The 12866-nt window shown below is 67.5% G+C and carries 13 protein-coding genes; 7 read left to right on the plus strand and 6 right to left on the minus strand.

Annotated features, from left to right (window positions below; genetic code table 11):
- Positions 1-242: 242 nt before the first annotated feature.
- Entirely contained in the window at positions 243-2099 is a 1857-nt protein-coding gene (edd, locus tag ABZV40_RS21555; RefSeq protein ID WP_355444118.1) for a phosphogluconate dehydratase, read from the minus strand.
- A 229-nt stretch (positions 2100-2328) separates the two neighbouring features.
- Here edd and ABZV40_RS21560 point away from each other — a divergent pair, with 229 nt between their 5' ends.
- From ABZV40_RS21560 to ABZV40_RS21575, 4 genes are all read left to right on the plus strand, one after another.
- The gene (locus ABZV40_RS21560; protein ID WP_355444120.1) at positions 2329-2619 is read left to right on the plus strand and encodes a hypothetical protein; all 291 of its coding nucleotides are present in this window, start codon (positions 2329-2331) and stop codon (positions 2617-2619) included.
- Between the two features lie 101 nt (positions 2620-2720).
- Complete coding sequence (locus ABZV40_RS21565; RefSeq protein WP_355444123.1) at positions 2721-3485, plus strand: hypothetical protein; 765 nt, start codon at positions 2721-2723, stop codon at positions 3483-3485.
- A 9-nt stretch (positions 3486-3494) separates the two neighbouring features.
- Positions 3495-5375, plus strand: coding sequence for a fumarate reductase/succinate dehydrogenase flavoprotein subunit (locus ABZV40_RS21570; protein WP_355444126.1), 1881 nt, complete (start codon positions 3495-3497; stop codon positions 5373-5375).
- The gene (locus ABZV40_RS21575) at positions 5372-6121 is read left to right on the plus strand and encodes a succinate dehydrogenase/fumarate reductase iron-sulfur subunit (protein WP_355444129.1); all 750 of its coding nucleotides are present in this window, start codon (positions 5372-5374) and stop codon (positions 6119-6121) included. Before ABZV40_RS21570 ends, ABZV40_RS21575 begins: the two co-directional genes overlap by 4 nt.
- Here ABZV40_RS21575 and ABZV40_RS21580 read toward each other — a convergent pair.
- Entirely contained in the window at positions 6108-6758 is a 651-nt protein-coding gene (locus ABZV40_RS21580) for a response regulator transcription factor (protein WP_355444131.1), read from the minus strand. The two genes, ABZV40_RS21575 and ABZV40_RS21580, sit on opposite strands and share 14 nt — an antisense overlap.
- 136 nt (positions 6759-6894) lie before the next feature.
- Between ABZV40_RS21580 and ABZV40_RS21585 the strand changes: the two genes are divergently transcribed.
- The gene (locus tag ABZV40_RS21585) at positions 6895-7173 is read left to right on the plus strand and encodes a hypothetical protein (RefSeq protein WP_355444134.1); all 279 of its coding nucleotides are present in this window, start codon (positions 6895-6897) and stop codon (positions 7171-7173) included.
- Between the two features lie 58 nt (positions 7174-7231).
- On the opposite strand, the gene ABZV40_RS21590 is transcribed toward ABZV40_RS21585, so the two are convergent.
- The 4 genes from ABZV40_RS21590 to ABZV40_RS21605 form a co-directional block, all read right to left on the minus strand.
- Positions 7232-8089, minus strand: a complete 858-nt coding sequence (locus ABZV40_RS21590) for an amino acid ABC transporter permease (RefSeq protein WP_355444137.1) — start codon at positions 8087-8089, stop codon at positions 7232-7234.
- Positions 8086-8733, minus strand: a complete 648-nt coding sequence (locus ABZV40_RS21595; RefSeq protein ID WP_355444140.1) for an amino acid ABC transporter permease — start codon at positions 8731-8733, stop codon at positions 8086-8088. Before ABZV40_RS21595 ends, ABZV40_RS21590 begins: the two co-directional genes overlap by 4 nt.
- Before the next feature lie 78 nt (positions 8734-8811).
- The gene (locus ABZV40_RS21600; RefSeq protein WP_355444143.1) at positions 8812-9705 is read right to left on the minus strand and encodes a glutamate ABC transporter substrate-binding protein; all 894 of its coding nucleotides are present in this window, start codon (positions 9703-9705) and stop codon (positions 8812-8814) included.
- 39 nt (positions 9706-9744) lie between these two features.
- The gene (locus tag ABZV40_RS21605) at positions 9745-10473 is read right to left on the minus strand and encodes an amino acid ABC transporter ATP-binding protein (RefSeq protein WP_176960056.1); all 729 of its coding nucleotides are present in this window, start codon (positions 10471-10473) and stop codon (positions 9745-9747) included.
- A 159-nt stretch (positions 10474-10632) separates the two neighbouring features.
- Between ABZV40_RS21605 and ABZV40_RS21610 the strand changes: the two genes are divergently transcribed.
- Positions 10633-11310, plus strand: coding sequence for a response regulator transcription factor (locus ABZV40_RS21610; RefSeq protein ID WP_355444146.1), 678 nt, complete (start codon positions 10633-10635; stop codon positions 11308-11310).
- Positions 11311-11365: 55 nt separating this feature from the next.
- Positions 11366-12751 carry a HAMP domain-containing sensor histidine kinase gene (locus ABZV40_RS21615; protein WP_355444149.1) on the plus strand — a complete coding sequence of 462 codons (1386 nt, stop codon included), beginning with the start codon at positions 11366-11368 and terminating at the stop codon, positions 12749-12751.
- Positions 12752-12866 lie beyond the last annotated feature (115 nt).

The raw sequence follows: 12866 nt of genomic DNA on the forward strand, positions 1-12866 counted from the left end.
GATCGAAAACCGATATATCGCATATCGCCACGCCTCCGCTCCGCCCACCGGATGCAAAAAACGTTTGCGGACGAAGTCAAAAGACTCATTGCAAAGGTGGATGGGCGGGGCGGCTGGGGCGGGCTGGTCGGGCTTCGCCGCACCTTTGCAACGGGTCCTTTGACGACGAAGTCAAAAGTCTCATTGCTAAAGAGCAGGTCAGCGGTGGTGTCGGGCCAACATATTGCAGGTGCGAGGTTCGGTCAGTGGTGCGTGACCGGGGCGAAGTGGTCGGCGGTGATGGGGCCGAACACCGTCGCGCCGCGGTCGGCAGGTCCGACGGTACGGCGCAGGGCGGCGAACAGCTCGCGGCCGGTGCCGACCCACTCGCGGCCGGTCGGCGGGAAGTCGACGAGCGGGCGGGAGGCGAGCTCCTCGGCGGAGACGTGGACCTCGAGGGTGCCGGCCGTGGCGTCGAGCCGGATGACGTCGCCGTCGCGGACCCGGCCGAGCGGGCCGCCGACCGCGGCCTCCGGGGTCAGCTGGATGGCGGCGGGGATCTTGCCCGAGGCGCCGGACATGCGGCCGTCGGTCACCAAGGCCACCTTGTAGCCGCGGTCCATCAGCACGCCGAGGGGCGGGGTCAGCTTGTGCAGCTCGGGCATGCCGTTGGCCTGCGGGCCCTGCTGGCGGACGACGACGACCACGTCGCGGTCGAGCTCGCCTGCCTTGAAGGCCTCCTGGAACGCCTCCTGCGTGGTGAACACGCGGGCGGGGGCCTCGACGACGTGGTTCTCCGGGGCCACCGCGGAGACCTTGATGACCGAGCGGCCGAGGTTGCCCGACAGCATGCGCAGGCCGCCGTCGGCGGCGAACGGGGCGGAGGCCGGGCGCAGCACGTCGAGGTCCAGGGAGCGGCCGGGACCGTCCACCCAGATCAGCTCTCCGTCGGCCAGCATCGGTTCCTGGCGGTAGCGGTCGAGGCCGTGGCCGACGACGGTGTTGACGTCGTTGTGCAGCAGACCGGCGTCCAGCAGCGTGCCGACCACGAACTGCACGCCGCCGGCGGCCTGGAAGTGGTTGATGTCGGCGCTGCCGTTCGGGTAGACGCGGGCCAGCAGCGGCACGACCGCGGACAGGTCGTTGAGGTCGTCCCAGCTCAGCTCGATCCCCGCGGCGGCGGCGATGGCGACCAGGTGCATCGTGTGGTTGGTGGAGCCGCCGGTCGCCAGCAGCGCCACGACGCCGTTGACCACGGCCTTCTCGTCGACGATGTGCGCGATCGGCGTGTAGCCCTCGCCCTTGGCCATCTCGACCGCGCGGCGGCCCGCGTACTCGGTGAGGGCACGCCGCAAACCGGTGCCCGGTGGCACGAACGAGGCGCCCGGCAGGTGCAGGCCCATGACCTCGACGACCATCTGGTTCGAGTTCGCGGTGCCGTAGAACGTGCAGGTGCCGGGGGAGTGGTACGAGGCGGCCTCGGCCTCCAGCAGGTCCTCGCGCGTGGCCTTGCCCTCCGCGTAGAGCTGCCGGACGCGGGCCTTCTCCTTGTTCGACAAGCCGGACGCCATCGGGCCCGCGGGCACGAGGATCGACGGCAGGTGACCGAACGACAGGGCGCCGATCAGCAGGCCCGGCACGATCTTGTCGCACACGCCGAGGAGCACGGCGGCGTCGAACATCTCGTGCGACAGGGCCACGCCGGTGGACATGGCGATGACGTCGCGGCTGAACAGCGACAGCTCCATGCCGTCACGGCCCTGGGTGATGCCGTCGCACATCGCGGGCACGCCGCCCGCGAACTGGGACACGCCGCCGGCCGCCCGGACCGCGTCCTTGATCCACGCCGGGTACTCCTGGAACGGCTGGTGGGCGGACAGCATGTCGTTGTAGGACGAGACGATCGCGACGTTGGACTTGCGCAGCGCCCGCAGTGCCGCCTTGTCGCCGCCGGTGATCCCGGCGAAGCCGTGCGCCAGGTTGCTGCACGCGAAGCCGGACCGGGACGTGCCGTCCTGCGCCGCTGCGGCCACACGTTCGAGGTACACACGACGGGAGTCGGCGCTGCGGGCGGCGATTCGGCGTGTGACCTCTGTCAGTACGGGATGCAGGTCGCTCATGGTGAGTCTCCGGGTCATCACGGGCCGTGGTGGGGCCCTTACGAGACGACAACGGTGGCGTCCCACAGACGGGCGTGACGCCACACACAGTAAGTCATGGCTGGTCGTAGACACAAAAACGATTCAGTAGCTGGGAAGAGTCCAGTTTCGAATCTTGGCGTGTGGTGCTTGTCACATGGCTTGAGATTGGGCAGAGTGCGGGGCACGACCTTGGAACGGAGGTGTCCCCATGACGTCCACGGAGATCGTCGAACTGCGCCGGGTCATCGGTCAGATGCGGCACTGCGTCAGCTCGCTGCGTGCCAGGTACGGCGACGTGGCAGCTGTCCAGCGCCTCGCCAACGACGTAGAACGCATGGACATCGACGCCACCGAACTCGTCGACCTCAGCACCCCGAGGCAGCGCGAAGCACCTCAGGTGGAACGCGAGGTCGTGGTCGTGCCCGACACGCCCTACGACGAGTCGTTGTGGAAGGACGCGGACGACGAAGGACTCGGTGGGTACCGCCACCGGACCTGACCCGATCCGACATCACGGCCCTCGCAGACCGCGGGGGCCGTGCCTGTTTGTCTTCGGACAGCGTTCGTTCACAACGGCGTGGACCCCCAGAAAGGTGAGTAATGGCGAGGGCAGAGATCGCCGCCAGGACTCTGCGCACGGACCGATGGTGGTTGCCGCCGCTGACGACCTTCGTCGGCCTGCTGCTCATCTCGATCTACGCGGCGTTCCGCACGTTCCAGGGGGACTACTACTGGGTTGACCAGTACCACTACCTCACACCGATGTACTCGCCCTGTCTGAGTGAGGAGTGTCTGCCCGCGGCCTCGCACTTCGGCCAGCCGCTGCCCGCGCTGCCGGGGTTCCTCACGCCGCCGGTGGTGATCATCCCGTTCCTGCTGGGATTCCGGATCACCTGCTACTACTACCGCAAGGCCTACTACCGGGCCGCCTGGGCGTCACCGCCCGCGTGCGCCGTGGCCGAGCCGCACAGCAAGTACACCGGTGAGACGCGGTTCCCGTTGATCGCGCAGAACCTGCACCGCTACTTCTTCTACGCGGCCTCGATCCTGCTGCTGATCAACATCTACGACGCGATCGTCGCGTTCGGCACCGGCGTCGGCCTGGGCAACATCATCCTGCTCGTCAACGTGGGCCTGCTGGGCGCGTACACGCTGTCGTGCCACTCGTGCCGCCACATCGCGGGCGGGCGGCTCAAGCACTTCTCCAAGCACCCGGTCCGGTACTGGATGTGGACGCAGATCTCGAAGCTGAACAACCGGCACATGCTGCTGGCGTGGACCTCGCTGATCTTCGTCTGCCTCACCGACCTCTACGTCGCGCTGGTCGCCTCGGGAACGATCTCCGACCTCCGCTTCATCAACTAAGGAGTGGTTTTGCCCGAGCTGGAAAGGCATTCGTTCGACGTTCTCGTGATCGGCGCGGGTGGTGCCGGGTTGCGTGCCGCGATCGAGGCCCGTGAGCACGGCATGCGCACGGCTGTGCTCTGCAAGTCGTTGTTCGGCAAGGCCCACACGGTGATGGCCGAGGGTGGCATCGCCGCGGCCATGGGCAACGTGAACTCGAGCGACAACTGGCAGGTGCACTTCCGCGACACCATGCGCGGCGGCAAGTTCCTCAACAACTGGCGGATGGCCGAGCTGCACGCGCAGGAGGCACCGCAACGGGTCTGGGAGCTGGAGACCTACGGCGCGTTGTTCGACCGCACCAAGGACGGCCGGATCTCGCAGCGCAACTTCGGCGGCCACGAGTACCCGCGGCTCGCGCACGTCGGTGACCGCACCGGTCTCGAACTGATCCGCACGCTGCAGCAGAAGATCGTGTCGTTGCAGCAGGAGGACTTCAAGGAGTTCGGCGACTACGAGGAACGCCTGCGGGTGTTCCAGGAGTTCACCGTCACCGACCTCGTCAAGGACGGGGACCGCATCGCCGGCGCGTTCGGCTACTGGCGCGAGTCCGGGCGGTTCGTGCTGTTCGAGGCACCCGCGGTGATCCTCGCGACCGGCGGCATCGGCAAGTCGTTCAAGGTCACCTCGAACTCCTGGGAGTACACCGGCGACGGCCACGCGCTCGCACTGCGCGCGGGCGCCTCGCTGATCAACATGGAGTTCATCCAGTTCCACCCCACCGGGATGGTCTGGCCGCCGTCGGTCAAGGGCATCCTCGTCACCGAGTCCGTGCGCGGTGACGGTGGCGTGCTGCGCAACTCCGACGGCAAGCGGTTCATGTTCGACTACATCCCCGAGGTGTTCAAGGACAAGTACGCCGACAACGAAGAAGAAGCCGACCGCTGGTACACCGACCAGGCCAACAACCGGCGCCCACCGGAGCTGCTGCCGCGCGACGAGGTGGCACGCGCGATCAACTCCGAGGTCAAGGCCGGGCGCGGGTCACCCCACGGCGGCGTCTTCCTCGACGTGTCGACGCGGCTGCCCGCGGAGGAGATCCGGCGCAGGCTGCCGTCGATGCACCACCAGTTCAAGGAGCTGGCGGACGTCGACATCACCGCGCAGCCGATGGAGGTCGGCCCGACGTGCCACTACGTCATGGGCGGTGTCGAGGTCGACCCGGACACCGGATCCTCTTCGGTGGCAGGGCTCTACGCCGCCGGTGAGGTGTCCGGTGGCATGCACGGCTCGAACCGCCTGGGCGGGAACTCGTTGTCGGACCTGCTCGTGTTCGGCCGGAGGGCGGGCGCGGGTGCCGCGGAGTACGTGCGGACGCTGGAGGCCCGTCCGGTGGTCTCGGAGGAGTCCGTCACCGAGGCCCGCGCGACGGCGCTCAAGCCGTTCCAGCACGAAGGCGGCGAGAACCCGTACACGCTGCACATGGAGCTGCAGCAGTCGATGAACGACCTCGTCGGCATCATCCGCCGTGCCGGCGAGATGGAGGAAGCGTTGCAGCGGCTGGAGAAGCTCAAGGAGCGCGCCCGGTCGCTGACGGTCGAGGGGCACCAGCAGTTCAACCCCGGCTGGCACCTCGCACTCGACCTGCGCAACATGCTGCTGGTGTCGGAGTGCGTGGCGAAGGCGGCACTGCTGCGCACCGAGTCCCGTGGCGGGCACACCCGTGACGACTACCCGTCGATGGACGCCGAGTGGCGACGGAAGCTGTTGGTGTGCAACGTCTCCGGTGCCGAAGACGGTCTCAGGGTGACCGTCGAGGAGAAACCGCAGATCCCGATCCGTCACGACCTGCTGGACCTGTTCGACCGCGCCGAGCTGGAGAAGTACCTCACCGCCGAGGAGTTGTCATGAGCTACCAGGGGAAGTTCCGGGTGTGGCGCGGTGACGACTCCGGTGGCGGCCTGGAGGACTTCACCGTCGAGGTCAACGAGGGTGAGGTCGTGCTCGACATCATCCACCGGCTGCAGGCCACGCAGGCGCCGGACCTCGCGGTGCGGTGGAACTGCAAGGCGGGCAAGTGCGGGTCGTGCTCGGCGGAGATCAACGGGCGGCCGCGGCTGATGTGCATGACCCGGATGTCGGTCTTCGAGGAGTCGGAGACGATCACGGTCACGCCGATGCGGACGTTCCCGATCATCCGCGACCTCGTCACCGACGTGTCCTTCAACTACACCAAGGCGCGCGAGGTCCCGTCGTTCGCGCCGCCGAAGGACCTGGCGCCGGGCGAGTACCGGATGCAGCAGGTCGACGTCGAGCGCTCGCAGGAGTTCCGCAAGTGCATCGAGTGCTTCCTGTGCCAGAACACCTGCCACGTGGTGCGTGACCACGAGGAGAACAAGGAGGCGTTCTCGGGACCGCGGTTCCTGATGCGGGTGGCGGAGCTGGAGATGCACCCGCTCGACACGGCCGACCGCGTCGACCAGGCGCAGGACGAGCACGGCCTCGGGTACTGCAACATCACCAAGTGCTGCAGCGAGGTGTGCCCCGAGCACATCCACATCACCGACAACGCGCTCATCCCGATGAAGGAGCGCGTCGCGGACCGCAAGTACGACCCGATCGTCTGGCTCGGCAACAAGCTGTTCAAGCGGTCCTAGCGACCGCCTGCGGCACGACCAGCCGGGACTCGTAGGCCATCACCACGGCCTGCGCCCGGCTGGTCAGCCGCAGCTTCGTCATCACGCGGTTGAGATGCGTCTTCACCGTGCCCTCGGTGACGCTCAGCCTGGTCGCGATCGCGGTGTTCGTCAGCCCGGTGCCGACGAGCCGCAGCACCTCGCGTTCGCGGTCGGTCAGCTCGTCCAGGCCGACCGAACCCCACGGTGAGGCAGCGGCCGTCTCGCCCCTGAGGTACGCCTCGACGAGCCGGCGCATCACGGTGGGGCTGAACTGCATCTCGCCGGACGCCACCGCGTTGATCGCGGCCAGCAGGCGGGCGGGCTCGGACTCCTTCAGCACGAACCCGGCGGCACCCAGCCGCAGTGCCTCGTGGACGTACTCGTCCAGGTCGAACGTCGTCAGCACGAGCAGCCGCGCGGTGGTCGCGACGCGTTTGAGCGCCGCCAGCCCCGGCAGGCGGATGTCGAGCAGGATGACGTCCGGCTGGGACGACTCGGCCAGCCGCACGGCGGTGTCACCGTCCGCGGCCTCGCCGACGACGGTCATGTCCGGTGTGGCGTTCAACAAGGCGACCAGTCCGGCTCTGAACAACGGCTGGTCGTCGACAACGAGCACGCACGTCACAATGTCCCTCACTCATGTGACGTCACCGCGGTAGATCCCCCCAACCCGAAGCGTACCGCGAAAGTTGACGAGAGATCCACTGTTCGTGAGACGACCGGCTTCCCCTCGCGCCGCTAGGTTCCGCAGCATGCGAACAGCATCGGATGACCTGCTCGCCGCGCGCACGATCACCGCCGACGGCTCGGACGTCTACCTGCGGGTCACGTCCAGTCCCGTCGACCTGGAGATCCGGTGGTACCGCGACGGCGACCAGCGGGTGGCGGGCAGTCCTGTCCTGTTTCCCGCGGGGGATCGCGCCCGGCGGCGCATCGGCTCGAACTTCCGCGCGGGCACCACGTTCCACCTCGCCGTCGTGGGCAGCGAGCAGGACTGGCGCGGCGTCGTCGACTGGAACGTCTACTCCTGAAACGCGAAACGGGGCGTGTCCGCGTCGGACACGCCCCGTTTCGCAGGGTTCACACGAGCTAGGCCGGTGCCATCTCGGGGATGTCGTCGGCGTCGACGTGAATGACCTTCTTGTTGCGGCGGTTGCGCTTCTCCAGGTAGGTCGCCAGCCACGTCAGCAGCAGGCACAGTCCGATGTAGATCAGGGCGACCACGATCATCACCGAGATCATCGGGCGGCCGAAGTTCGGCGCGTCACCACCGATGCGCGTGCCCCACCTCAGCAGCTCCTCGAACGTGATGAGGAAGCCGAGCGCGGTGTCCTTCAACAGCACCACGAGCTGGCTGATGATGGTCGGCAGCATGGCGCGCAACGCCTGCGGCAGCAGCACGAGCGTCATCACCTGGGTCTTGCGCATGCCCAGCGCGTACGCCGCCTCGCTCTGGCCCCTCGGCAGCGAGTTGATGCCCGCGCGGAAGATCTCCGCGAGCACAGAGCCGTTGTAGAGCATCAGGCTCAACACGACGGACGTGAACGCGGTCAGCTTCACCCCGGCCACGGGAAGGCCGTAGTAGAAGAAGAACATCATGATCACGAGCGGGATCGCGCGGAAGACCTCGACGATCACCGCGGCGGGCGTGCGCACCCACCGGTGGTCGGACAACCGGGCCGCCGCGAAGATCGCGCCGAACGTGAGCGCCAGCACCGCGCCGACGGCGAACGCGCTGAGCGTGTTGCCGATGGCCTCGACCATGGACAGCTGGATCTGCTTGTAGTTGAGCCAGTCCAGCCTGCGGGCGGAGAACTGGTCGGTGGTGACGAACCGCATCACCACGTACACCACCGCGGCGAGCACCGCCGCGATGCCGGCCACGGCCATGACCTTGTGACGGACTCGGGCCTTCGGGCCGGGAACGTCGAACAGCACCATGCTCATCGGGCCACGCTCCACCGCTTCTCGAAGACCTGCTGGACGTACGTCAGCGGCATGACCAGGATGACGAACCCGAGCGCCACCCACAGGAGTCCGAACAGGACGTTCTCACCCTGCTCCGACAGCGAGTCACGGATGTTGCCCGCCTGGGCGACGGCGAAGCCCGATGCGACCGTCGTGTTCTTCAGCAACGCGATCATCGTGCTCGTCATCGGCGGCACCACCGATCGCAACGCCTGCGGCAGCACCACGTTGCCCAGCATCTGAAGGAATGTGAGACCGAGCGCGCGGGAGGCCTCGGCCTGGCCGACCGGCACGGTGTTGATGCCCGACCGCACGACCTCGCAGACGAACGCCGCCGTGTAGAGCGTCAACGACACCACGGCCGCGGTGTAGTTCTCGATCTTCAGGATGTCCAGCAGCGGGTACGCGAAGACGAAGAACACGAACACCAGCGTCAACGGTGTGTTGCGCAGGACCGTGACGTAGAGCGTGCCGATGCCCCGGAACACCGGCACTGGGCTGACCCGCAGTGCCGCGAGAAGCGTGCCGAGCACCAGCGACAGCACAGCGGAGATCGCGAACAGCTGGAGTGTCCGTCCGAACAACTCCAGGAACAGGGGTAGGTGGTTGGTGAGGACGCTCATCGGTTTCCTTGCCGTCGTCCGCTTTCAAAGGAACGGCCGGCGGATCCGCGCGGGATCCACCGGCCACATGGCAGACCGTCAGTACCGGTCGATCGTCGGCTTCTCCGCGGACGAACCCGACTTGCCCAGGGTGCCGTCGTAGATCTTCTTCCAGGTGCCGTCGTCCAGCGACGCCTGCAGGATGTCGTTCACCTTGTCGCGCAGGGCCTTGTCCTCCTTGGGCAGGCCGATGCCGTACGGCTCCTTGGAGAACGGCTTGCCCACGACCTTCAGCTTGCCGTCCTCGGCGGCCGCGTAGCCCTTGAGGATCGCGTCGTCCGTGGTGACCGCGTCGACCTCACCGTTGAGCAGCTTGGTGACGCACTGCGAGTAGCCCTGGAACTCCTCGACGCTGCCGCCCGGCTCCGTCAGCTTCTCGTCCTTGATGCGCTTGGCCGGCGTGGAGCCGGTCACCGAGCAGACCTTCTTGCCCTTGAGCGTGTCCTTGCCGGTGATGTCGTTGTTGTCCTTCTTCACCAGCAGGTCCTGACCGGCGACGAAGTACGGGCCGGCGAAGCTGACCTTCTCCTTGCGGCCGGCGTTGATCGTGTAGGTGCCGACGTAGTAGTCGACGTCACCGTTGATCAGCGCCTGCTCGCGCGCGGCGGACTGGATCGTCTTGAACTGGATCTTCTCGGGGTCGAAGCCCAGCTTCGCGGAGATCAGGCGCGCGATGTCGATGTCGAAGCCGCTGTACTTGTTCGTCGTCGGGTCCTTGTAACCCAGGCCGGGCTGGTCCTCCTTGACACCGATGACGAGGTTTCCGCGCGCCTTGGCCTTCTCGAACGTGGGTGAGCCGTCGACCTTGACGTCCTTGGCGACCTCGAAGAGGCCGGCGGGCGCGCCCTGGTCGGTCGGGCTGCCCTCCTTGCCACACGCGGTCAGGGCCAGTGCGCCCGTCAGCAGCACCGCCGCAAGGGTGCGAACCCTCATCGTCCTTCTCCTGCCATTCGTCCGTAAGTGGGCTGACTACTAGTGAGTCAGGATCTTGCCAAGGAAGTCCTTCGCGCGGTTGGACTTCGGGGCCGAGAAGAACTCTTCCGGGGTGGAGTCCTCGACGACCTCGCCGTCGGACATGAAGATCACCCGGTCCGCGGCCTTGCGGGCGAAGCCCATCTCGTGCGTGACGACGAGCATCGTCATGCCGTCCTTGGCCAGGCCCGTCATGACGTCCAGGACCTCCTGGACCATCTCCGGGTCGAGCGCGGACGTGGGCTCGTCGAACAACATGACCTTGGGCTTCATCGCGAGCGCGCGGGCGATCGCCGCACGCTGCTGCTGCCCACCGGAGAGCTGAGCCGGGAACTTGTCGGCCTGGTTGGCGATCCCGACCCGCTCCAGCAGCTCCATCGCGGTCTTGCGGGCGTCGGCCGCCGGGGTCTTGCGCACCTTCACCGGAGCGAGCATGACGTTCTCGACGATGGTTTTGTGCGCGAAAAGGTTGAACGACTGGAACACCATGCCGACATCGGCGCGCAGGCGTGCCAGTTCCTTTCCTTCGGCGGGAAGAGGCTGCCCGTCCACCTCGATGACACCGGAATCAATCGGTTCGAGACGGTTGATGGTCCGGCACAGGGTCGACTTACCGGAACCCGACGGCCCCAGCACGACCACGACCTGCCCCTTCGGCACCTCCAGCTGCACGTTCTTGAGCACGTGCAACGGGCCGAAGAACTTGTCCACACCCGCCACACGAATCATCGGCGGGGCAGAGGCGGCAGTCATCCAGTCCTCCATTTGGGGTCGTCGGCGTTGGCGGAAACCTAGGTGTCCGCCACCACACCAGTCCAGGACATTGAGCAAGACTTAGGGTCTCAACTCTGTCACAGGCAGACATCGGTTGCCCGGGAGGTAGCGAAAGTGCGCGTGCTGCTCGTCGAGGACGACGACAGGGTCGCCGAGGCCTTGGTCCCAGCCCTGACCAGGCGGGGTTTCCACGTGGATCGGCAGGCCACGGGCCGCGGCACGCTCGACCGCCTGACGGGCGTCGACGTGGTGCTGCTCGACCTCGGCCTGCCCGACATGGACGGCGTGACGCTGTGCCGTGCGATCAGAGCCGCCTCGGACGTCGCGATCATCGTCGTGTCGGCGCGGGGGGAGATCGACGACCGGATCCTCGGCCTGCACGCCGGGGCGGACGACTACCTGGTCAAGCCCTATGACGTGGGCGAGCTCGTCGCTCGCGTGCACGCCGTGCGGCGCCGTCGCGGTGCCGATCCGGTGGGGGTCGGAGCGGTGTCCACGGAGGTGTTCGAGACCGGCGACGTGCGGGTCGACCTGGGGCGCCACGAAGTCACCGTGGCGGGTGAACCCGTCGCCCTTTCGCGCAAGGAGTTCCAGGTGCTCGCGCTGGTGATGGCGGCGGGCGGCGCGGTGTGCACGCGGGAGCGGATCCTCGCCGAGGTGTGGGGGCGCACGTGGTCCGGAGCCAACCGCACGCTGGACGTTCACGTCGCCACGTTGCGGACGAAGCTCGGCCGCCCGGCCCTGTTGGAGACCGTGCGCGGCGTCGGCTACCGGTTGGGTCAGGCGTCGTGACCGCGTCTCGCTCTGATGATCTCGATCGGGGGATCTTCCGGTGGGGTGACCAGTCGTGAGGTCCCGGTTGCTGGGCGTGGTGCTCGCGCTGATCGTGCTGGTGCTCGTCGGTCTCGGCGTGCCGCTGGGACGCGGCGTGGCGGCCGCGGAACAACAGGAGATGTTCCTCGACCGCCTCACCGACACCAGCCGGTTCGCGTCGCTGGCCCAGCGGTCGCTGATCGACGACAAGCCCGGCCTGATGCGCGCCGAGCTGGAGCGCTACACCGAGGTCTACGACATCGGCGTGGCCGTCGTGGCCCGCGACGCGCCGACCGTGGCACTGGTGGCCTCGCGCAACGACCTGGCGCTCGGCGACAGCGCCGTGCAGGACCTCGTGAGCAAGGCGCTGGCCGGACGGCTGCCGGTCGCGCCGCCGTTGTTCATGCCTTGGAGTGACACCGAGTTGGTGCTCGCCGAACCCGTTCTGGTGGACGGCGAGGTGCGCGGCGCGGTGATCACGTTCTCGCCGACGTCCAAGACGCGCTTCGAGGTGCTGGCGTGGTGGGGACTGCTGCTGGCGGCGTCGCTGCTGGTGCTGGCGCTCGCGGTGCTGCTGGCGCTGCCGGTGGTGCGGTGGACGTTGCGGCCGGTGCAGGCGCTGGACGACGCGACCGGCAAGCTCCTCGCCGCCGTGGTGTCCGGACGGCCGGTGCCGCCGGTGGGCGCGGAGAGCGGGCCTCCGGAGCTGCGGCAACTCTCCCGGTCGTTCGACCAGATGGCCGCGAACGTCAGCGATGTGCTTGCCGCGCAACGCGCCTTCGTCGCCGATGCCTCGCATCAGCTGCGGAACCCGTTGACCGCCCTGAAACTCCGGCTGTCCAACCTGGAGGGTCACGTCGACGCCGAGGCCGAGGTGCACCAGGTGGAGGCGTTGAGCGAGACCGACCGGCTCAACCGGATCCTCGACGAGCTGCTCGCCATGGCCCGCGCGGAGTCCAGTTCGGTCGACCCGGTGCCGGTCGACGTCGACAAGTCGGTGGCCGCGCGGCTGTCGGCCTGGCAAGCGGCGGCGACGGCCAAGGAGGTCCACCTCGTGCTCGACGGTGAGCGCGTCGGCATGGCCCTCGCGCCTCCGCGCGGCGTCGAAACGGTGCTCGACGCATTGCTCGACAACGCGTTGAAGTTCACGCCCGAGGGCACGCTGATCGTGGTCGACGTGCGAAAGGCCGGCGACGTCGTGCGCCTTTCCGTCGCGGACCACGGGCCCGGTCTGCAACCCGACGAGCTCGAACGCGCCACGGACCGGTTCTGGCGCAGTCCGGCCCACCAGAACGTGCCCGGTTCCGGACTCGGTCTGTCGATCGTGCGCCTCGTCGTGGAACGCGTCGACGGCACCGTCCGCCTCGAATCGCCCGAGGACGGCGGCCTGAAGGTCATCGTCGAGCTGCCGGCCGTCTGATATATCGGATACTGGATATCGGATACTGCCGCGATATCCAGTATCCGATATCCAATATCCAATATCCAATGTGCGACATATTGGCTACCGGATTCCGGATGTGGAATGCGATATA

It is taken from the genome of Lentzea sp. NPDC004782 (genome assembly GCF_040609115.1).
Lineage (GTDB): Bacteria > Actinomycetota > Actinomycetes > Mycobacteriales > Pseudonocardiaceae > Lentzea.

What these genes read in the sequence shown, in the direction of transcription:
- edd (WP_355444118.1), bottom strand. Translation starts at nt 2,099, where the DNA reads ATGAGCGACCTGCATCCCGTACTGACAGAGGTCACACGCCGAATCGCC.
- ABZV40_RS21560 (WP_355444120.1), top strand. Translation starts at nt 2,329, where the DNA reads ATGACGTCCACGGAGATCGTCGAACTGCGCCGGGTCATCGGTCAGATG.
- ABZV40_RS21565 (WP_355444123.1), top strand. Translation starts at nt 2,721, where the DNA reads ATGGCGAGGGCAGAGATCGCCGCCAGGACTCTGCGCACGGACCGATGG.
- ABZV40_RS21575 (WP_355444129.1), top strand. Translation starts at nt 5,372, where the DNA reads ATGAGCTACCAGGGGAAGTTCCGGGTGTGGCGCGGTGACGACTCCGGT.
- ABZV40_RS21585 (WP_355444134.1), top strand. Translation starts at nt 6,895, where the DNA reads ATGCGAACAGCATCGGATGACCTGCTCGCCGCGCGCACGATCACCGCC.
- ABZV40_RS21590 (WP_355444137.1), bottom strand. Translation starts at nt 8,089, where the DNA reads ATGAGCATGGTGCTGTTCGACGTTCCCGGCCCGAAGGCCCGAGTCCGT.
- ABZV40_RS21595 (WP_355444140.1), bottom strand. Translation starts at nt 8,733, where the DNA reads ATGAGCGTCCTCACCAACCACCTACCCCTGTTCCTGGAGTTGTTCGGA.
- ABZV40_RS21600 (WP_355444143.1), bottom strand. Translation starts at nt 9,705, where the DNA reads ATGAGGGTTCGCACCCTTGCGGCGGTGCTGCTGACGGGCGCACTGGCC.
- ABZV40_RS21605 (WP_176960056.1), bottom strand. Translation starts at nt 10,473, where the DNA reads ATGATTCGTGTGGCGGGTGTGGACAAGTTCTTCGGCCCGTTGCACGTG.